Origin of the sequence: Synechocystis sp. CACIAM 05 (assembly GCF_010222815.1) — a bacterium.
GTDB lineage: Bacteria > Cyanobacteriota > Cyanobacteriia > Cyanobacteriales > Microcystaceae > Synechocystis.
The window spans coordinates 3,402,777-3,425,024 of record NZ_CP019225.1 but is presented as its reverse complement, the minus strand read 5'-3'; the positions used below and the strand labels follow the sequence as shown (position 1 = coordinate 3,425,024).

At 44.9% G+C, this 22,248-nt stretch carries 13 protein-coding genes and 1 pseudogene; 9 read left to right on the top strand and 5 right to left on the bottom strand.

Annotation, left to right across the window (positions count from 1 at the left end):
* Positions 1 to 204 precede the first annotated feature (204 nt).
* From BWK47_RS17215 to BWK47_RS16010, 4 genes and pseudogenes are all read right to left on the bottom strand, one after another.
* Positions 205 to 1,376: pseudogene (locus BWK47_RS17215) on the bottom strand (tubulin-like doman-containing protein).
* Positions 1,377 to 1,485: 109 nt separating this feature from the next.
* Positions 1,486 to 2,490, bottom strand: a complete 1,005-nt coding sequence (locus BWK47_RS16020) for a VWA domain-containing protein (RefSeq protein WP_162329428.1) — start codon at positions 2,488 to 2,490, stop codon at positions 1,486 to 1,488.
* A gap of 399 nt (positions 2,491 to 2,889) precedes the next feature.
* Complete coding sequence (ilvD, locus tag BWK47_RS16015) at positions 2,890 to 4,575, bottom strand: dihydroxy-acid dehydratase (protein WP_162329427.1); 1,686 nt, start codon at positions 4,573 to 4,575, stop codon at positions 2,890 to 2,892.
* A 129-nt stretch (positions 4,576 to 4,704) separates the two neighbouring features.
* Positions 4,705 to 7,725: a DEAD/DEAH box helicase gene (locus tag BWK47_RS16010; protein WP_162329426.1), complete on the bottom strand. Its 3,021-nt coding sequence runs from the start codon at positions 7,723 to 7,725 to the stop codon at positions 4,705 to 4,707.
* Positions 7,726 to 8,128: 403 nt separating this feature from the next.
* On the opposite strand from BWK47_RS16010, the gene BWK47_RS16005 reads away from it, so the two are divergent.
* The 8 genes from BWK47_RS16005 (at position 8,129) to BWK47_RS15970 (ending at position 18,735) form a co-directional block, all read left to right on the top strand.
* A complete protein-coding gene (locus BWK47_RS16005; protein WP_162329425.1) occupies positions 8,129 to 9,526 on the top strand; it encodes a hypothetical protein in 1,398 nt (465 codons plus the stop codon).
* A 57-nt stretch (positions 9,527 to 9,583) separates the two neighbouring features.
* Entirely contained in the window at positions 9,584 to 10,087 is a 504-nt protein-coding gene (locus tag BWK47_RS16000) for a hypothetical protein (protein ID WP_162329424.1), read from the top strand.
* Positions 10,088 to 10,097: 10 nt separating this feature from the next.
* Positions 10,098 to 11,585: a hypothetical protein gene (locus BWK47_RS15995; protein WP_162329423.1), complete on the top strand. Its 1,488-nt coding sequence runs from the start codon at positions 10,098 to 10,100 to the stop codon at positions 11,583 to 11,585.
* Positions 11,586 to 11,687: 102 nt separating this feature from the next.
* Positions 11,688 to 14,906, top strand: coding sequence for a hypothetical protein (locus tag BWK47_RS15990; RefSeq protein ID WP_162329422.1), 3,219 nt, complete (start codon positions 11,688 to 11,690; stop codon positions 14,904 to 14,906).
* 49 nt (positions 14,907 to 14,955) lie between these two features.
* Positions 14,956 to 15,762, top strand: coding sequence for a hypothetical protein (locus BWK47_RS15985; RefSeq protein ID WP_162329421.1), 807 nt, complete (start codon positions 14,956 to 14,958; stop codon positions 15,760 to 15,762).
* A gap of 8 nt (positions 15,763 to 15,770) precedes the next feature.
* A complete protein-coding gene (locus tag BWK47_RS15980; protein WP_162329724.1) occupies positions 15,771 to 16,958 on the top strand; it encodes a hypothetical protein in 1,188 nt (395 codons plus the stop codon).
* Between the two features lie 32 nt (positions 16,959 to 16,990).
* Positions 16,991 to 18,109 (top strand): hypothetical protein, encoded by a 1,119-nt coding sequence (locus BWK47_RS15975; RefSeq protein ID WP_162329420.1) that lies wholly within the window; start codon positions 16,991 to 16,993, stop codon positions 18,107 to 18,109.
* 179 nt (positions 18,110 to 18,288) lie between these two features.
* Complete coding sequence (locus BWK47_RS15970) at positions 18,289 to 18,735, top strand: copper resistance protein CopD (protein WP_162329419.1); 447 nt, start codon at positions 18,289 to 18,291, stop codon at positions 18,733 to 18,735.
* Positions 18,736 to 18,781: 46 nt separating this feature from the next.
* Here BWK47_RS15970 and BWK47_RS15965 read toward each other — a convergent pair whose 3' ends face one another.
* Positions 18,782 to 19,498, bottom strand: a complete 717-nt coding sequence (locus tag BWK47_RS15965; protein WP_162329418.1) for a Crp/Fnr family transcriptional regulator — start codon at positions 19,496 to 19,498, stop codon at positions 18,782 to 18,784.
* A gap of 417 nt (positions 19,499 to 19,915) precedes the next feature.
* On the opposite strand from BWK47_RS15965, the gene BWK47_RS15960 reads away from it, so the two are divergent.
* On the top strand, positions 19,916 to 22,228 hold the full coding sequence (locus BWK47_RS15960) for a nitric-oxide reductase large subunit (protein ID WP_162329417.1): 2,313 nt from the start codon (positions 19,916 to 19,918) through the stop codon (positions 22,226 to 22,228).
* Positions 22,229 to 22,248: the final 20 nt, after the last annotated feature.

The window sequence follows — 22,248 nt, the reverse complement described above, 5'->3', positions numbered from 1 at the left end:
AAGAAATGCATCTAAACTATCCTGCAGTTGCTGTAGTACCTTGGGAACACTAATTTTGATGGAAGTTAACCATTTACCCCGAATATTGTCTGTTAAACCAGGCTGAACTTCCCGAAATGCAGACTTGAAGCGATTGGGTAAAAACTGTTTTAATTCTTCTAACTCGTTTTCGTCTTCTATATTACTATTTTGATTTTTGTTTTTTCAAGTAGCCAAGTACTGGTAATAATTTTTTCCGTTTTCTTGAACTAGTTCCGATATGCGATTAACAAAAAAGTCTGATTGTCCCTGAGCATTTAACTTTCCGAGAAAACGATCTAATAAATCTTTTGCATCAGGAGCTTGTCCATAACCCATCAGCCAAAAATTTAATAGTTTTACTTGTAAACGATTTAAGGTAATGTCAAGTAAGCGATCTCGACTGAAATAAATAGAAGATAAACCAAAAGTCATGTAGTACTGTGACATCATGAATGGATGAAGGTCAACTTCTCTCATTCTCGGCTCAATATTGTTGCGGTTTGCCCTTAATTTTGTTCGCAACTCACTTGCAACATCTAGATAAATTTTATAAGCGATTACGTTACACAATTCCTCTTTTCTTAAAATTTTGTGATCCGCAGTAGTTTGACTAGAAACTAGATAAGGATAATCGAATGGGGGCTTATTCTCCGAGACATAAATTTGATTATTTTTATCATAACAAGCTTTAAAAATAGTCCCATCATTAGTATAGTGTTTAGTTCTTTTAGCGCAGCATAAACACCTGCTTGCATGGCGCTATCATTGGGGTAAATATCTGGACTTATCACCAAGTAACTAAGTATACTTGTGTCATTCTGAAATAAATATCTTAGCGTATATGCCAAATCCAGAAAAATTCCACTTCCTGTTCCTCCACACAATGAACCCACCACAAAAATGTCTAAACCAGGTTGAACGCTAAAGTTTTGCTCTAGCATTCTTTGTTCATGACCGACTGTACGATTCGCCGCATCTTGAATGGACTGTTTAATTTTTTGAAAATTATGAAAGAAACCTAGACGACCAATGGGACGAATTCCATTAGCCCCACCAGAAATCACCTTAACTGCATCTTTAAGAGCAGGCGGAAACCATTCTTCAATATGGGAAAAAGGACTTTCACCATAAGACTCATGGGAAAATTCTTTAACCAACTCACCCACTTCTTGGGCATTCATGGTGATGGGAACTTTTTCATTTGGGTCAAAGGTTAGTCTCTGACCTCGATATGTCTCCCCACGAAATCCCGTAGTGTTGAGTGAACCCTCATCGGTATCGATCGCCAAAAAGCTTACCACTGGCAAATTTTTCAGTGTCCCATGGTGTTCTACAACAAAACGCCTTAATCGCATGAGAGTATCTCGGCCAGTGCCTCCAATGCCAATACACAGTGTGCGTTTAACAGGGCGAATCTGTGGAGGGGTAAGGGGAGTGACAACCATAAGGAGCAATAGCTTGTTTTTATTTTTTAACCGTGATCGATAACTTCAGACTATTATCCTCGTAATCAGGTAGCTTGATCGTAAACCTGTTAGTAGTATCGATTCGGAATGAATTGCTTGTCTTATTATTGTAAGACAAAGTTCCTTGTCTAGTAATCGTCAGGATCAATTTATTACCTTTACGTTCCAAGTAGCCTCTTGATTCGTCGCCACCAGGTAATTCAATCGGCCTCGGTCTACCCCTATCACCTCCTAGGTATAGCCTCTCCCCGTTTTTGAGTTGGCGGGCTTCACTTCCATATTCCTCTCCCATATCAATTCTTAATCTCCAGGGACGGCGCAAGCTAAACCAGTAAATAGCCACTATGCCAAGACTAACGCCACTACAAATAAATAAAAATACCGGGAACCAGAGTTGATTAAAAATATAAGAATTTACTGAGCAAATTTTTTGCCCTCCTGGGGCTGGTGTGCAAAACTCTTGCACTGTTGGGAGAATATCTACAACAGTTAAATTATAAGTTTTGTTATTGTGGGTGGTGATTGTTTGAGAATTTTTAGAAATTGGTAAAGACTCAATCCATTGTTGTCGTTCTCGACTCTCAAAAGAATCTTTTTGCCGAAAAGGACTTTCAGCGGGAGTCTCCACCCAAACTGAAGATTTTATTCCTGGTTTCGTTAATAATGGCGCATCTGTAATCCAAACAGCAGACTGGGGCTTAATAGGCTGGTTCTCATTAAATCTGCACTGGTTTTGTTCGGCTAGACCTCTATAAACGAAAGATTCGGCTCTTTGAATATCGGTATTTTCTAGGCCAGTTTCCCCCTTAGGAAATAAGTTTAGTATTTTTTCTACGTCTTCTGGTTGACCTTGGAATTTGACATAGTTAGAAAATAAATTCTGATTTTCACTCAGGGGATTTACATCGGAAGCAAAGGGAATTACATAAACATGGTCACCGTTTTTAAGACTACTTTCAATAATTTGCTTTAAACGAATTCTACCTTGGTTGTCGAAATCCACGCTTCCAGTTAAATCAAACGCTAAAACGACATCTCTTCCCCGAAATAAGGAAACCAGCTTAAGACCTTGAATTTGCTAATAACTTAGTGGCTCACCAGGGGTAACATTACGACAGTCAATAATCATGCTCTAAATTTAATTGCCAAAAACATTGACGAGTGCTTTGGCCCAATGATAACAGGCAAAACACTGGACAAATCATGGGTAAAAATAGTGACTTAGGGATTAGGATTCGTTTAACAAGTTTGCCAAAAATCTTTGAAAATAATGATTCCAGTAGTTTTTAAGCAAATAGCCGTATTTCAAGTGTAGCGGACTGTTTAATTTAAGAAGCCCCCTAAATTTGATAAGTTCAGGGGGCAATCTAGTGATTATCGGCCTTGGCTTTTTTTAGGCGATTTAGAACAAATCAGAGTCCGTCACAGCCCCCACACTACTGGAAGCAACGAGCTTGGCGTATTTACCCAAAATGCCAGTGCGATAACGGGGTTGGGGAGGAGTCCATTGGGCCCGCCGTTGGGCCAATTCCTCTTCACTGATGTTGAGTTGCAGTAACCGCTTGCCCGCATCGATGGTGATTTGATCCCCCTCTTGCACCAAGGCGATCGCCCCTCCCACATAGGCTTCGGGGGCAACGTGACCCACCACTAAACCATAGGTACCACCAGAAAAGCGGCCATCGGTGATTAGGCCAACGGAGTCTCCCAAACCTGCCCCAATGATGGCAGAAGTGGGGGCTAGCATTTCCCGCATACCGGGACCACCTTTGGGCCCTTCGTGGCGTACTACCACCACATCTCCTGCTTGAATTTTGCCGGCTAGAATCGCTTCTAGGCAATCTTCTTCGGATTCAAATACTTTAGCGGGACCGGTGATCACCGGCTTTTTGACACCGCTGATTTTGGCTACACTGCCTTCGGTGGCCAGGTTACCTTTGAGCACTGCCAGGTGACCTTCTTGATAAACAGGGTTATCCCAGGAATGGATTACGTCCTGGCCGGCAGGGGGCTGGTCAGGAATATCGGCTAAAACTTCAGCAATGGTCTTCCCTGTGATCGTTAAAGCGTCACCGTGGAGAATGCCATTGACCAGCAATATTTTCATTACCTGGGGAATGCCACCGGCATCGTGGAGATTCGTAGTGACGTATTTGCCGGAGGGTTTGAGGTCACACAGTACAGGCACTTTGTGGCGGATGGTTTCAAAGTCGTCCAAGCTTAAAGGCACCCCGATGGTGTTGGCGATCGCCAGCAGATGGAGCACAGCATTGGTGGAGCCCCCCACGGCCATGATCACAGCAATGGCATTTTCAAACGCTTTGCGGGTGAGAATCTGACTAGGCAGAATCTGTTTTTTAATTGCTTCTACCAAGACCTTGGCAGACTCCTCAGTGCTATCAGCTTTTTCTCCGTCCACTGCAGCCATGGTAGAAGAGTAGGGCAAGCTCATCCCCATAGCTTCAAAGGCGGAGGACATGGTGTTGGCGGTGAACATCCCCCCACAGGAACCAGCCCCAGGACAAGCATTCCGTTCAATGCCGTAGAGGGTTTCTTCATCAATTTTGCCGGCACTGTACTGGCCCACCGCTTCAAAGGCACTGACCACCGTTAAATCTTCCCCAGCATAATGGCCGGGTTTAATAGTGCCACCGTAAACAAAGATGGAGGGAATATTGAGGCGAGCCATGGCAATCATTGCCCCCGGCATATTTTTGTCACAGCCCCCGATCGCCAAAACGCCGTCCATACGTTGGCCATTGCAGACTGTTTCGATGGAATCAGCAATTACTTCCCGGGAAACTAGGGAATATTTCATCCCTTCCGTACCCATGGAAATACCATCACTGATGGTGATGGTGCCAAACAATTGGGGCATGGCTCCCGCTGTCCGTAAGCCGGCCTCGGCCCGTAGAGCCAGATCATTAATGCCCATGTTGCAGGGGGTAATGGTGCTGTACCCGTTGGCAATACCCACAATGGGTTTCGTAAAGTCATCATCGCCAAAACCAACGGCCCGGAGCATGGCCCGGTTGGGACTCCGTTGGGTGCCCTGGGTAATTACCTGGCTTCTGGGATTGTTGGACATTGTTCTCTCCTGTCTCGTAGCGAATCATATGCTTCCATCCATTGTCGATGGTTTATTCCCCTTTGCTCAAGCCTGGTCACAAAATGTATTCCCAGCGGTTTTGAGAAAGTTTTCCCGATCGCCAATTGGTTAGAGGGGAAAACGCTTCATTTGTTGCACCGCAATGCGAGCATTCCGTTTTAGTCGGGGGGAAAGGTGGGGCACCTGGGGAATTTGCCAAAGCAGATCCACCGTGCGCCGGAAAAGTCGGACTAAATCACCCTCATCTAAGCTGGTTTGACGACAAAGATTTTCCCACTCCATGCCCAAAGCCCACTGTTCCACTAAACCGATAAAATCCACTTCCAACCAGAGGGGAATGGCGATCGCCCGTTGATTTTGAGCTTTGATCAATTTACGTCGTAGATCCCAGAGATTAAGCCGTTGCAAATGATCCGTCACCGTCATAGCCTGCCAGAGGGCAAGGGGAGGTTGAGGGTGTTTAAGGCAAAATAATAGGCCAAACAAATCATTACTGGGACGGAGAGCAGCCAACACTACAGGGGAAGGCTTGAAATCACTCCAAGCATCGGAACGGGGGGTTTCCGTAATTAGAGCACTAGCGGCGGCGGCTAATTGTGCCGGCTCCAAATCGTTAAATTTACCAGAAATAAGGGCCAATCCCAACCACAGCTCATTTTCTCCCCGCAGGGTGGCGGCCACTTCCCCCAAAAGGGTGGGGGTATATTCCTCCAGGGCTTCCATTTCCTGCAAAATGTCGATCAAGTCGAGGAACTCCTGCCAATAGTAGGATTGACGGGATTGCAGACGGTCGTATTCCTGTTGTCGTTTGCTTAGGGTTTTACGTAGTTCTTGCCGTTGGTGAAACTGCTCCAAAAGTTTGCCGGGATGTTTTTGGCTAGCCAGAGGATGTACTGCCAATAGTTTTTCCACATGGTCTACCCTGGCCTGTTGTTCTACCAGTTCTGGGCTGGGTTCTAAGGGATAGGTTTGGGGGTCTAGGCCTGCGGCGATCGCCAACGTTTCCTCATCTCCCTTGATCGGTTTACCAGGAGCTAACAGTTCCGCCGGGGGCGGAGTTAAATGCTGCCATTGGGCTGGGGACAAACTACCCACGGGTACTGCGTAAATATCCCCCACGGTGACGTGGTACCAACGGTTATCACTGGCCAGGCAACACCATTGGGGCAAATTATGGGCTGGGGCCAGGGGGGCAACAATGACCGCTAAACGGGGTTGATGGGTTTTGACATGGCGACCTTTGAGATATAAAAGCTGACCCGGTATCAGGGTTTTGATTTGTTCCTTTAACTGTTGCTTACGATCTTTTTCCGCCTGTTGCTCTAGGATTTTCAGTAATCTTTGTTCTTCCCGCAGTCGCCCCCGGAATTTTTCATAACTGCGTAGATCCTTTTCCCCGATACCCGCTAACTTGATGTCCAATTGGGATAACTTTTTCACCGTTTCGGCGATCGCCACCTTAGTGGGCTCCAGGGCAAACTGGGCCAAGTATTCGGCAAAGCTCCGTTCCAGCAAACTTTTCACTTCTTCCAAATCATGTTTTTGCAACAGATTCAGTACCATGCCATAGGAAGGGGTAAACCAACTTTTTAACGGTTCTGCCTCCGCTAGGGCTAAATAAGATGCCTCATTGGCCCCTTCAAAGGGAGTTTGCACCGTAATTACATGGCCCTCCGTATCCATACCCCGCCGCCCAGCCCGCCCCGCAATTTGTAAAAATTCCGAAGGACTGAGCATGGCATGGCCTTCATTGGTGCGTTTTGACAGAGCAGAAATCACCGTAGTGCGAGCAGGCATATTAATCCCCGCCGAGAGGGTGGCTGTGGCAAATACCACTTTGATCAAGCCCTGCTCAAATAACTTTTCCACCAGGGTTTTCATATCTGGCAAAATACCGGCGTGGTGGACCGCAATGCCCCGTAAAAGGGGTTCAATCTGCTCAAACCTAGTCATGGGAGAAGATTGGGCAATCCAACCCCAGAGTTTGAACATACCTTCTGGATCGATCGCCAACGCAGTCAAAAGTTTTTGGGCCGCTTCACTGTCCTGGGGATAATCCAAATAGGCAATGACCGCTTGGACTAAATCCGGCAAACCATTGGCCAAATCCCGTTCCAACTTCTGCCGCAGTAGGGGATTTTTGCCAAAGAAAAAATCCAGTAGTTGCAGTTGGATACTTTCCTGCTCCGCCGGTTCCACCAAAGATAAATCTTCCAGGGATTGCGCCGCCTGTTCACAGCCCCGCCGACTAAAAATTACATAAATTACCGGCAATAAATTCCTTTCCTGTAGCTGTTGCATCACCAACAGGGGATAGGGACAGTCCTCCCGGCGCATGCGGCGATTTTTGCCCGAACGGGTATTTTTATTTCCAGCCTTGGGCAATAGGCGGGCATTAACCCCGGTTTTTTTCTCATTCAATAAGGGAAACAAACCTTTGCGGGTGCTGTAGTGAAAGGTGAGGGGCACAGGACGGAAATCGGAATTGACCAGCACACAGGGGGGGGAATCATTACGTTGCTCTCCCTGGCGTAATACTTTCAGGGAAACCCCAGTGCGGACTTGGTTAATCCATTCGGTCAACTGTTCCGGGTTGCCAATGGTGGCGGACAAACCCACCAGTTGAATGGTGCTGGGACAGTAAATGATTGACTCTTCCCACACGGTGCCCCGGCACCGGTCGCTGATGTAATGGACTTCGTCAAACACCACTGTTTCCACATCTTCCAAAGAAGTGCCTACTTCCCCAATGGGGGTTTCGTAGAGCATATTCCTAAAAATTTCCGTGGTCATTACCACCACCGGGGCATCGGCATTGATCACCGTATCACCAGTAATTAAGCCCACTAATTGCTCAGCATTTTCTAGGCCTAACTTCTCTAATTTTTCCTGGAAATCCCGAATTTTTTGATTGGATAATGCCTTCAAAGGCGTAGTATAAAAAACCCTTTTTCCCCTGGCAATGGCTCGATAGATGGCATATTCTCCCACCACCGTTTTACCGGAACCTGTGGGGGCACACACTACCACTGACTGGTCTTGGTTCAGGGCGGCGATCGCCTCTTGTTGGAAGTCATCCAAGGGAAAGGCGAACAGATCAGCAGGGTCAGCGTAGGCTAGGGTTTTCACAGATTTAGGCAAAAGGGTGATTAAGTTCCCATTTTATCTGGTTATCCTGGAGGCAATTCAAACCGGGTGCTTTCTGTCTGTGCTTAATGAGTTAGCAGGGCTATCAGCTTGGGGAGATTCTGAGTGTCCCCGGTCAGTAAAAATTTAATCTGTTAGTAACAATACAAAACAGTTTAAGTTGTTTGAACCTGTGTAATGGCAATGGATAAGGGGTGGGGTCACTTTAATATTGGCGCCATAGCTAGTAAAGCTTTAGGGAATAACTCAAGGAACTCTCGCCTAGAATTGAAGTTACGGGGGGAAGACCCGCAAGCGCTTGATTTTTGCAAAGCAGTGCATTAGGCTGATGGGCGAACTCCCGCTCTGATGAATTGTTTCTATTATTGTTTTTCTGGGTTTGTGTGTGAAAAGCTGGATTCTCTTCTCGGTGTTAGTTCTAGGATTAGCTGGCTGTGGTCAAAGGGAGGGGTTGCCCTGTGTGGAGACGGAGCAATTAGGCGATCAGAAGACAGAACAACAAAATGCCCCAGGGCTCTTTGAAAATTTGGATGTAATGGTGGGGGTAGATGCCAGTGAATCCATGGTCGGGTTTGTTAGCCAACCCGGTAGTCGTTACGGCCAGGCGATCGCCTCTTTGCACACGTTGCTGCAAAACAAAAATTTGCCCACCTCCTATTGGCGGGTGGGAAGCAATGACACCATCAACCAAGCCCAATCCATTTCAGCAACCCAATTTCTGGCCGCTAGTAAAGCACCCTTTTATTGTCGTCGGGATCAACCCATAGCTGAATATCCCTGTGTTTCTAGTACCTTAGGGCAACTTTATGAGTTGGAAGCCCATGCCACTGACGGAGCCAATCCAGCCCCAGAAAATGACAATGGTGAAGGGGATAGCAACAATCCCACCGCTCCCCGTAGTCTGAAAATTTTGCTCACCGACTTGGAGCCTGACGATGCCGCCGTTGGTCAAATTTCTGGGTTAATTAGCAAAGAATTAAAGGCCAATCCCAACTACAAGGCGGTACTTATAGGGGTTCGGAGTCAGTTTCGGGGTAATGTGTATTCTGCCAATGCTAGCTATCCTACCTTTGTGTACGACACCGCTGGCCAAGATGTGGACCAAAAAGGCCGACCCTTTTTCATCTTGATGACTGGTCCCCAGGACACGGTGGACGAGTTGGTGAAGGAATTCCGCCGGCTTCCCCTGGATGTGAATAAAGCGTTTCGGGCTTCTGCCTTTGAGCTTGGCCAAGCAGATACGGTCACTCTGGACAACAGTTCTTTAAAAGGTGCTATCCAACCATGTGTCATTGACATTGGTTCCATAGACCGTCAGAGGCCAAACCAAGACCAGGAAAAGGATTGGCTTATGGTCGAACAAACCAATTGTGGTGAAAATTCCGCTAGCCCTCTGCCACCGTTGGAGTTAAATATTCCCTCTAAAAGTACTGTTTCCCTCACTGGCGGCGATCTCACCCCGGATCTTTTCAACGTTTCTGAACCCTTTGTGTCGGTGAAAAAAGCGGAAATTGCTCAAAATCCCGGGGGAGAGGATGCCCGCCTTTTATTAACCGCTGTTTTTGATGGCAATCAGGTACCCCAGGGGGAAGGAAAATTAGTTTATGTCACCCTTGGCGATCGCCAATTGGATCAGGCAGTGTGGCGGGATTGGGATATGGACATTAGTAACCCGGACGGGGCCAGAACCCAAAATTTACTGCTTTTTGTATCGGGACTACGGGGGGCGGTGGCCAATAATCAAGATGCTGTTAAGTTTTGTCTCGGCTATAGCCACTATTAAATTGCTTAATCGAAATTTTTGCTAATCTTCACGTATTAGTTCGGCAGGATAGGGGTTATGAAAATTGCGGAGATAGTGGCCCTGGTGGTCACAGTGGCGATCGCCACCATTGTCATTTTTGGGTTACAGCCATGGTTGCTAGGGGGAAGTGGACTGCCTTTGAGTTTATCCCGGGGTAACTTGGACAAATGGGCCTCGGAGATTTTATTTCCCACCCTTTACGTGGTTTATGTATTGGGAGCGCTGTTACTCCTATTCTGGATTGCTAAAGCCCTCAGCAGTGGCTTCACCAAGGCCCAAGACGTGCTCAGCACCGGCGGTCTTTGGTGGATTTTTGCCATTGTCCTCGGTGTAGTGACCATGTTGGCTCTAGTGGGTCTGAGTTTCTTTAACGGCTGGTTTGATGACAGCCGTAACCTAGAACCATTTTTCTGGCTACTGGGCTTCATCATTGTCGATGTCTTGTTAATTTTCTGGCTGCCCACGGCCATAGCCACCCCCAAATCCATGCGCTATGTGCCACCGGGGTCAATGTTATTACGCAAAATTTATGGAGGTTAGAGGTTAAGCCATGCAAAAAATTTATGCCATCGGTGTGGGGGGCAGTGGAGCTAAATGCGTGGAAGCGGCCATTTTTCTCCATTCCCTGGGGCTGTACGGCGACAACTCCGAACTAAGAATTTTATTGGTCGATGCAGATACCTCTAACGGCAACTCTCAAAGAACTGGGGTCAACTTCCGTACCACCGACGATGCCCAAAAAGCTTTTGGCCAAGGGAAAAGCCCCTTAATGAGTGGACAATTTTTCCACTACGGCACCTGGAATCCCCTGGGGGACCAAGTTCATAACAACAATCTGGCCGGAGTTTTCAACAAACAAGCTTTGCGGGCCAGTGCTCTTCCCTTAGCAAAATTATTTGATGCCCTTTACAGTCCAGCGGAACAAACGGCCGATCTGGGGGTTGGATTTCGGGGACGGCCCCCCATTGGTTCGGCGGTGATGAGTCGTTTGGAACTGGACAGTCTCCGGCAAACCCAGGCTGGGGGATGGCAACAGCTATTTAATAATCTAACCACGGATTTAGGGGTAGGTCGGGGCAATGATGTGGTGGTGCATTTCTTTGGCAGTATTTTTGGGGGAACAGGAGCTTCCGGGGTTCCTACCCTGGCTAAATTAATTAGTAATCAGTTAAAACAGGACAATCTTCGAGTTCGTATTCACGCATCTTTGTTGTTACCGTACTTTGCCTTTGAGCGGCCCGACGACGGCGATCAAACAGTGTTTGCCGAAACCCGCTTTTTTGCCCTCAACACCCAAGCGGCATTGCAATATCTAACGGAGCAGTCCCAAGGCTGTTTTGATAATGTTTATTTGATTGGGGACAATGCCCAAACTCGCTACGATTCCCACACTGGCGGCAAAAATCAGGAAAATGGAGCCCATTTTGTGGAGCTTTACGCTGCCCTAGCCGCTAACCATGGCTTTAATCGCCCGTTGGGAGGAACGGTGGCCCACTACATCAGCCGGGGAGACGTTAACAGTCTGATTTGGACGGACTTGCCGGATGACGAAATCGCTAAATTAGCCCTCAGTAGGGGAGTGCGCTTTGCCTACGCTTGGTTCTATAACTTTTCCTTGGAGTTGGAAGCGGCCCGGAAGTTGGGGGGGAAAAAGTTTGCGAAGGGTGCTCCTTGGTTCCAGCATTTTTTTGCACTCAGACCGGGGGAAGGGGATAAACCCCTGGTGGAAGATCCTCAAGAGGTGGCCAAAAATGATCTGCTCACAGCTTGGGCTAGGAAGTTTTTACAATGGGCCCAACAGGTTTCTTCTGCCCATGTCAACGGGGAACAGCTTTTCCAATTAAAACATTTGGATGATCTGAACCAAAGCCCTGGTTACCGTGAACATCTCCACCAATTAATTATTGATAAGGAGAAAAGTCAAGCGGCGCAAAGTGGCGATCGCCTGGACACAATCAAGAACCGTTTAGCAGATGAGGGCAAAAGTTATGATAAAGGCGTTTTTGGCTTAGCCCATGCCCTGTTTGATTTACTTTAGTCCGCTTTACGTTCATTTAACTGTGAATCAGCTTTTTGACCTAGGCTAATTGCACCCTATTTTTCCCTTCCCCCAGCTTTATTTTTAATTGCCTGACTAACTATGACTAACCAACCCCTACTTCCCAAAACTAATCAAGATTTTGCTGGTGGCGCTGCTCCAGGGGAATGGATCGCCGAGGGAGTGGGATTGTTTAACCGCTTGGGTAATAGTTTGGAGTTTGAAGCAGGAGCCTACCGGGAAGTAAATTCTATCCCTAGTCCTTGGTCTCGGCCGTTGCAATTAATTTCGGCTTTTCGCAACCGACAATACCCCAGTCGCGATTGGTTAATTGAGCAGTATCGGGGTTTATTGACCGCCCTAGCTCTGGCGGAAAACTTGAATCTTAAAATCACGGCCACCCAGGTGCGGCTCAAGGATTATCAAGACAAGGAATTTGCCCGTTGTCTGTGGAAATTGCGCCCCAACGATAGGGATAATGTGTTGGCCATGGTGCCCCCCGATGGCCCCTGGGCGGAGTTGTATTTGTTTGAACTGGACGGCGTGGCGATCGGTATGACTAGTCCGGCCACCATTGTTTGCCCCACGGGTTATTTTCCTGAGCATTTAAGTCGCCGTATTGCGTGGATAAGAAATGGCTTTTTCACTAATCCCATTGGCAATGGTTTGGCTCCCAATCAAAAGGAGGTGTTGTTGCCTTGGTTGGAAAATTTGAAAGGTAATCTGATGCGGAACCCTCAAAATGAGGATTTGGCGGGACGGGTTTCGGGGGTGATTGACGACTATATCCAAGATTTGGGGGTCACCACCAGTAATGTCTTTCAACCTACTACAAAAAATTTACCGTTTGGTATTCCCCTTACCCCAGCCCCTTTATCAGTTCTTTATCCAGCACAAGGGGTGCAAACTCCTTCTAACGTGAGGGTAATTGCTTCAGCCAGTCGCAATCCCAGTAAGCAACTTTATGTTATTGATCCAGTGCAATTGCCGGGGCTTTTACACAAAGAGGCTCAGGAGATTAATGTCATCGATGCGTCCCCTCTGCTCAATTTTGATCCTAATCTTCACTGTCGTTCCGATGCTCGCTTTGCTACCCCAGCGGATATTTTCCAAGACAATCTTTATTTCCACAAAACAAAGGGTTTGTTACCGGGCACCTGGTTAGACCAAAAGCTAAATCTGGATAATCTCACCATTCTGTTACCCTTTAAGCCTTTTCTGCGGGAATATTTCACCAGCGAAGATCTGGAAAAACAGGTGGAGTTGGATCCCGTTTCTACTCTGGAAGGCCCAGGCGTACGGATTTCGCTCACGGTGCAAATATCAGGATTTGATCGTCCTGTGGCTTACACTATGTTTCGGGAATATTCCCTCAAGGCGGAAAACGAAATTAAGCAGGATTTTCCCACCCTAGCTCTGTGGCCCAATGTGCCCCCCGGTTTATGGAAAGAATACTTCCTACTAGTGGAAACCACAGAAGAATATGGCGAGTTAGCTTTTCGGGTTGATCAGCCCACTCCCAATGCCCAAGTGGAAAATCGGCGATCGGGCCAGGAAAGTTATCAGTACTGGAAATGTGATAGCTACCCCGATGTCCTACTGGCGATCGACAAAAATGCCCAACCGTTGGGTCTAATTCCTCTGCGGATACCCAAAGCTCAGGGGGGCAATGCCACTACTTGGACGGTGGGAGTAGATTTTGGTACCTCATTTACCAATGTGTATGTGCGGAAAGGCTCCAGTGGCACTCCAGAAAGGTTGCAACTCCAAACAAATTTGCTGAAAATTACCCACAGCTTGGAGGATATTCAAACAATAATTTACCGAGAGTTCTTCATTCCTGATCTGCTTTTACCGGAAGGTAATAATCCGCCTATGCTGGCAATGCTAACCACCAGAGGATGGCAAGAAATAGATGGAAACATACCAGAGCTTGTGGTAGATGGTCGAATATATTTTCCTCGACTCGATAAGTATGAACTTAATCAAGAATTCATTAAAACAAACATTAAATGGGAAAAAGTACAGCATCAGCGTCCATTTTTATCACAACTGGCACGCATGATTGCTGCCCAAGCGGCATGGCAAGAAGTTCGAGAAGTAAAATGGTCCATTTCTTATCCATCTGCTTTTTCCACGATGGATCTCAATCGTTACCAGATTACTTGGAAGCGTGTACTAGACCAGTTGAATTTAATCAGTGGACAAAATCACATCATAGATGACAGAGGACTAAGAACTGAAAGCATTGCTTTTGCACAATTTTTTGCCGATATTCTCAAAAAGAATCTCATTAACACAACTTGTATTGATATTGGAGGCGGCACATCAGATATTTCAATTTGGCAAGATAACAATTTAATACATCAAGTTTCGGTGCCATTTGCTGGAAGAAATATCTTTCACCGCATTTTAGAAAGCAATCTTAATTTTACTGATGAAATTTTTGGTTTGCCGCCAGAAGCTGCTCGTAATGTTGCGAAAGTACTAAGTGGTAATAACTTTGATTCTGCCCTTGATACTTATATGAGAAGTAATGCAGAAAGAATTTTATCGGAAGGTTATGCTATCAACTGCGACAAGCGGAGAAATCGTGAATTCAGAACGCTAATTAGTTTTGCTGTCGGAGGTCTAGTTCACTATGTTGGACTAATCCAAAGAATACTACACGAACAAAATAAGCATTTCACGGATGGAATAGCAACTACTTTTCTCTTTGGTGGCAATGGTTCTCGATTTCTACATTGGCTAACTCCAACAGGTGAATTTTCAGAATCATCGGAAGTAAATATTCTTTTTCAAGGACTTTTAACAAAAGCATCTGGGCTATCATACAATCCAGAGGTTTCTACACTATCTGAATATCCCAAAGAAGAAGTGTGTGGAGGGTTAGTTGTTCCAGAAGATGGAGAAAAGCTTCAGGGCATTGCAACTAACCAGAAAGCTTATCCTTTTCTAGGGGAGTCTTGCACAATCAATGGTAAGGATTATGGATCTGAAGATTTATTACAAACTGATGATGAGTGGGAAGAAATAAATCAGTTTGAAATTGCGTCTTTTTCCCAATTAGAAAATTATATTAAAAATTTTAATCAGACAGTCAAAGAATCAGGAATAAATGAAGTTGATATATTGAGAAATTTTGATGGATCTGGACTTTATCAGTTGAGCAATGAAGATCAAGTAATTTTGAAATCTCGTGTTAAGAAAGCTTGTCTTCGGAAACATGGCCCAGTATCTGAATTTGAAGGAGAGCCAACTTTTTTAATTGTACTTAAATGTTTTATTGATTTAATTGCGGATAAGTGGTCTAAATCTTAAATATAATTGATAGTCTCATAGAATTTAAATTAGGTAAAAAATCAAACTCATGGAAATTTTTAAATTTATATCAGAACAGTCATGGATATCAATCTCCATTACTGCTTCAATACTTGCCTTTATATTTTCAATGGTTAGTATTGCTATTAGTATTTTAAATAACAAAAAAATGCGTGGACTTTCATCAGACTTCAGAAAAGTCAAAAAAATCAGTGAAACCGTAGAAACACAAGGAAAAAAAATACTTTTGAATACTTCCGATATTAATCAATTGCAACAACAACTAAATGTATTAAGTAATCAAATTCAAAAATATAAAGAAAAAAATATTACTTTACACACAAAGGTAGCCGACCTGAGCAGTCAGTTAAATTATTTAAATTCAGTCAATCGATACCACGATAATCGGCCAAAAAGCTTTAATGTAAATGAACTTCAAGTAGGGGAAATAGAGCAACAAAAAGAACAAATTGATCAAGTAAAAATTATTCTTGAGCAGTACGCACAACTGAATGTCGATTATTTCAATCATCCTAACTTTATTCCTGTTGAGCTAACAGAAGAATCTAAAGACAATAGACGAGCTATTGATGGGGAACCAATTATAGAGTTTAAGTCAATTTCAGATAAAGCCAATGCTATTTACCTTATTTTTCAATTCAATAATCAGTTCTACTTAATTCCCAATGCTACCATGCCGAAAATATCAAGATTAATTAAACTAAATAATGATAGTAGAATATTTGAAATGAATGCCGTATCAGATAGATTTGAACTCAAGTCTCCTGCTCATTTAGAGTTAATTAAAGAAAATCATTGGAAGCTAACTTCAAAAGGGAGTTTTGGCGACAAATAAATGAATTTATGAATAGACTGAGAAATTTTGCAATTGTTTTTATTGTTGTAATAATTCGGAGTATTAGTCCAGTTTATGCTCAGCAAAATAATCCTTGTCCAGCGATGAGAGATTATCAGATGTCATTTTCTGATTTTAATTTGGACGTTTACGATATTCCCAATATTAATGGTGAAATTATTGCAGAAATTCCCGCTGGTAGAAGATTTTCTTTATCTGACATTTATGCCAAGTATTATGATGATTTTTGTTGGTATGAAATCATTACTTTTTCCGTAGACGAAAGAGGGTGGATTGCCTTTCAACCCAATGATACTCAACGGACTGATATTCCTTCCAATCAAGATGAATTTATAATACAATCTACTAGCCCAAATATTACGCCAGAGCCAAGTCCTACAGTAGATTCAAGTAGAGCAGAAGCCACTACTGAAACTAACTCTCATAACAATGAAGACTTGCTAATTATAGTTTATTTATTTATTGCTGGTGCCATTGGTTTGAGTATCGTCATCGGCAAACTGGCAGTTGACTTATTAAATACTTTTTCGACTAAGCCTAGTCAAAATAAATTTCTCAAAAAAATAGGAAGCGAAACTTTAAATAAAATTACTGCTTCGAGGACTAATGGCTCTGCAAAACGCAAAGTTATTAATGTCACCTATACTGACATTGTTTTGCCAGATGAAATTGAAGAAAATATGTTAGATTCAATTATCAAAGCAGACATCTATGAGCACTTTTTGTTAAATGATTCTACCGTAAAAAAGAGCAATATAAATACTGATAAGGAAAATATTGAAGAATTGACCCAATCTTTCGGGTTAAGTTTAGAATATTGCATCACTAATTTTAACCAGGGCAATAAAGATTTTTTTGATGATCCTTCCCGCTTTCAATATCTTAAGCCCACAGAAAGCGTTATCCATGGCAAAGTAGGGAATTTGGGCATTGGCGATCGCCAGGAATTTGAAGAAGGAGAAAGGAGCCAAGCTTCCTATTTGGCCTTTACCATTGGGGAAGAAATTTGGTTAATTCCGAATCTAATGCTCAGCCGCTGGCAAAGACTACTGACTAACAGTTCCTTTTTTGACAGCTATAGCAATTTACAAAACCCTAACCTAGTCAAGCCCGCTAAACTTCTCCTAGTCGGCGATCGCCGTTGGCAAATAGTCGAAAAAGGCGTGTTTAATTAAAATCATTAACAGTAAGAGATAAATTAAACAACATGGCTGGCAATCAACCGGATAAATTAAATCAAGCTAAGCTGATTCAGTTGGAAAAAAATCAACTTAAGTTACAACAGGAGTTTGCGGCCCTACGATTTTTTCAAGCACAAAAAAATAATGAAGTTCAGACCCAGAGTAATGCTGACTTAATCAAAGAAATAGAAGTCCTTAAACAAAAAATCAGTCAAATTGAGACTGTAGTTAGCCGACCCACTGCCTTTCCCGCCGATGCCTATCCCCATTTAATAGTTGAACAACCCCCTCCTCTATTAGATTTACCCATCAGTAAAATTATTGACATTTATCACGAAACTCCCCAAATATTAGAAGTTTATTGTCAGCGGGTTTCTCTGTTAATTGACCAAGAAGATGTTCTAGAAAAAAATAATGTTGGTAACTTTTGGGTAATGCAACTCAAAAACCAAGGATTTTATCTATTTCCTCGTCCCGAATCCTTTAGCCATTTTAGTTCCCTGGCTAGCTTCGCCAAACTATTTAAAGCAACTAATGAAAACCCAGGGGAGAATTATCAATTTACTCTACAAGCACCGGCAAAATTGGACGTTTTAAAAATTGGTGAAAAATGGAAATTACTCAAAGCAGGCAAGATAGTTTTTGGTCAAAGTCCATTGGAATATGCTTGGCAACGGGAAATCACCACTGTGCGAACGGAATATGAAAAGTTCAATAAACTCTTAGATACTAGGGGAAGTGCGGGGCTAGATTTCACCTTAATTACCCAATATTGGCAGCAATCATTAATGCAAAAATATGGCGAATTAGTCACCTTAGCAATTAATACCTGTATGCCGATCGCCTATGCCATTTATAAAGGCCCCACGCTAGTGCCATGCCAAATTTTATTGGGAGCTAATCCTTTGGTGGTGCCGGGCTGGGACCGTGGAGTGCCCTGGGACACATCTATCTATTCCCAATCCCATAGCAAATTTAACAAAGATTATCTACGTACTACCGCTGACCATCCCCTGTTACCCAATCAGATTTATCTGCGGGAAAGTAATGGCAAAACTCATCATACCTGGGCGATCGCCAAAAGTTATGAAGAAGCGACGGCGATAGTACAAAAGCTAAATGGTCATTGGATTTCTTTAGATTAAAAAGCTTATTTAATTACCGAAAAATTACCGAGCTTCAGGCTTAAAAATGGAAGGGCGAAAATCCTTTACCTTATTTGATCCTCATCCTGTCCGTTGGGCAGGATATGGGCCAACACGTCCACGCACTATGCATCCAGCATTGTCCCATGGTTTACTGAAAAAGATTTTATAGATCTCCTATGTTATTTAAGATTCTTGTTATTTTGCATACCCTGGGAGCCACCGTCTGGACGGGCGGTCATCTTGTTTTAGCGGCTACAGTGTTGCCGGGGGCCTTAAAGCACCGTGACCCCGATCGCATCCATCAATTTGAGGAACATTTTGAAGGATTTGGCGTGGGAGCATTGTTACTGCAAGTTATTACTGGTTTAGGATTAACTTGGATTTATTTTCCCGGCTTGGCAAATTTCTTCGCCTTTGATTCTTACTTGTCAATTTACATTGGCATTAAACTTTTATTATTGCTGGGGACAGTGGCTTTGGCGGTCCATGCCCGCTTTTTTATCATTCCTAATCTTAGTAAGGAAAATCTCAGTGGCCTAGCTTTCCACATCATTGGAATAACCCTATTAGCGACCCTATTCGTCATTATTGGAGCAGGAATACGGCTAGGCGGATTAGGATAGTTACATCTATTCATAACCCATGTACCGCAAGTAGGAATTGTTGGCTTTAACTTTTCATTCCATCTCCCTGTTTGGCCAAAGCCCGAAGGCGATCGCAGTCTAATAATTGGATCTTGGCTCCCTTGACGGCGATTAAATCTTCATTTTTTAATTGGTAAAAAGCCCTAGAAAGGGTGGCGGGAATGGTTCCTAGCTGGGCGGCTAGTTGGCTTTTGGGTAAATCCAAGGTCACCCATGGAGACAACACCTCCACCGTTCCACCGTCCACTCCCCCTAACCGGAGCAGATAACTGGCTAACCGTTGGGGCACATCTTTGAAGGACAATTCTTCGATTACAGCAGTTAAATGGCGTAGATGGCGGGATAGGCTGGACAACATATTCAGGGCCAGGGCGGGATGTTGGACCAACATTTCTAAAAAAGGAGAACGGGGGAAAAAAATCATCTCCGCTTGCTCCAAGGTGGCCGCCGAAGCCGGAAAAGGCAGATTATCAAACACTGCTATTTCGGCAAAATGTTCTCCCCGATGAAAAATTCTCAAGATTTGCTCCTTACCCCCCGGCGCAATTTTGTAAATCTTGACCCGTCCCGATCGGACAATGAAAAATCCTTTCGGTTTATCTCCCTCTTTGAAAAGCAGATCCCCCTTACCATAGCTTTTGACCTGGGCGATCGCCGCGATCATTTCCAGGTGATGGGAATCAATATTCTGAAACATCAGAGTTTTACCGAGCCAAAGAGCCAGTTCCGGGGCAACAGTCATGGAGTTTGGGGATTTAACTTAACGACTTTTAATAGTTATTCTGGTTTTTGTCGTGACCATAACATTCATCACACCTGATAGTACTATTGCCTAGGGTAACAGATAATGCAAATTTTCTTGGCCGTGGCTGATTTTAGTTAAATGAGTTTTGGGAAACCGTTGGCGTTACCTGTGTTAATGCCTCTTCTAAGTTGCTTCTGTCCTGCTCCAGACCTAGGGTTAGAAGTCGTAAGTATCAGCTTCTGGCCTCGGAAAACTTTAGATTTTCTCAAGGTTATTTTTGACTTAAGTCAAGGAAAAAATAAGGGTAACTCATCTAAAGTAAAAGCAATTAAAACAGAAATGAATCTACCAAATAAGTAGAAATTTGTTTCTAAAGAATTGTTAAATTATTCGCCATTTTTTTGTTTTTCGTATATGGCAAATTCAGTCTTTGATCTCCCGATCGCCACACCGGCCAGGGCCAAGCCCTTTGGGTTACCTGCCTGGTTGGTGTTGGTTTGCGTGGTTACGTTTTCTGTGCTCCTGGGAGCCGGGGCCGCCATCTACAAAAATGTCCCCCCCATTCCTGCCACGGTGATTTCCCCCCAACAGGAGATCATAATGACCCAAGCGGAAGTGGAACGGGGCCAAGCAACTTACCTTGCCCGGGGTGGCCAACATATTGGCAGTATCTGGGGCCATGGTAGTTACCTCGCTCCCGATTGGACAGCGGATGTGTTGCACCGTTGGGGATTGGCCACAGCAGGAGTGCTCTACGATGGCGATGCGGATTTTAGCCAAACGGATTTGGAAGCATTGCCACCAGTGGCACAGGCCCAACTCCAGGCAGAAGTGAAACAGGAGTTTAAACCTAACCGTTATGACCCAGAAACGGGGATTTTAAGCTTAACCAATGCCCAAACCCAGGGTTTAGCTCAGGTTTTTGATGATTATCAAGCTATTTTGCTGAACGGCTCAGCTATTCATTCCATTCCGAGGGATTGGTTCCCGGAAGCTGGCGATCGCCATGACGTGACGGCCTTTTTTGCCTGGACTGCTTGGACGGCGGCGGCTAATCGTCCCAATTCTCCCCTGTCCTATACAGCCAACTGGCCCCACGATGATCTGATTGGCAACCAAGCCCCTGGTCAATTTATTGTCTGGTCCATTGTGTCGGTGATTGTCCTGATTGCGGCGATCGCCTTGTTCCTATTTGTGTATTTAACCCAGGAAGATGCGGAAGAAGTGCAGGCAGTGGCAGAACGACCAGCCCTTCGTCTAGCCACTCCGAGCCAAAGGATAACCACTCTGTTTTTTGGGGTGGCCATGGCTTTATTTGGAGTCCAGCTATTAATGGGAATGGTGACAGCCCATTACGCTGTGGAAGGGGAAGGATTTTACGGCATTCCCCTCCAGCAATATTTACCCTATGCCGCTTCCCGCACCTGGCATTTACAATTGGCAGTATTTTGGATCGCCACCTGTTGGTTAGCGGCGGGATTATATTTTGCCCCCCGCTTTGGCAAACATGAACCCAAGGGCCAGGCGATCGGCAATGGCATACTTTTAGCAGCTTTAACCCTCGTCGTCGTTGGTTCCCTCGTCGGGGCCTGGTTCGGTATCCAAGGTTACCTGGGCAACGATCAGAGTTTTTGGTTCGGTCACCAAGGCTATGAATATGTGGAATTGGGTCGGCTCTGGCAATTACTGCTCATCGGCGGCATGGTTTTCTGGCTCTGGTTGATGTTCCGGGCCCTGAAGCCAGCCCTGAAAGCGGAGGGTAACAAAACCGGCCTGAATCACTTTTTCCTCTACAGTGCCATCACCATTCCCCTGTTCTATGCGTCCGGGTTAATGTACACCAACCATACCCCCATCAGTGTGGCGGAGTATTGGCGTTGGTGGGTGGTTCATCTCTGGGTGGAAGGCTTTTTTGAAGTGTTTGCCACGGTGGCGATCGCCTATCTATGTAGTGAATTAGGTTTCTTGAAACGCTCTGCGGCCCTGCGCGCAACCTATTTGACCACCATTTTGTACCTGGGTAGCGGGGTGATTGGTACTCTCCATCATCTCTATTTTGCTGGGACTCCGGTATTTATCGCCGCCATGGGAGCGGTGGCTTCCGCTCTGGAAGTGGTTCCTTTGACCCTAATTGGTTTTGAAGTGGTCAAATCCCTCAAACTCTCCCAGGAAGCCCAAGGTTTTTACCGTATGCCGCTGAAATTTTTCATTACCACCTGTGTCTGGAACCTAGTGGGGGCAGGGGTTTTTGGTTTCCTGATCAATCCCCCGATTGTCCTCTACTATTCCCAGGGCATTAACACCACCCCCATCCATGCCCATTCTGCCCTCTTTGGCGTTTATGGTTCCCTGGCGATCGCCTTGATGCTGTTTGCCCTGCGGGAAATTACCCCCGACCAATTCTGGAATGAAAAGAAATTTAACTTTGCTTTCTGGTGGATCAATGGCGGCTTAGTAACCATGCTAGTCACGGGGCTGATTCCCAATGGCTTCTATCAACTGATGCAATCCATTAACCATGGCACTTGGTACGCCCGCAGTGCGGAGGTAATTGGTTCCGGTTGGATGCAGGGCACTGTTTGGTTGCGGATTCCCGGCGACTTGATCTTTGCTGTGGGGGCAATAGTGTTACTCTATGGCGTTGGCCAGGCCATCTGGGGCATTTTTCAACAACCCACCCAACCCCAACCGTTGGATGAAGTACAGGTGGAAACGCCTGCGACTTAATTGCTCTCCAATCCTAAAAA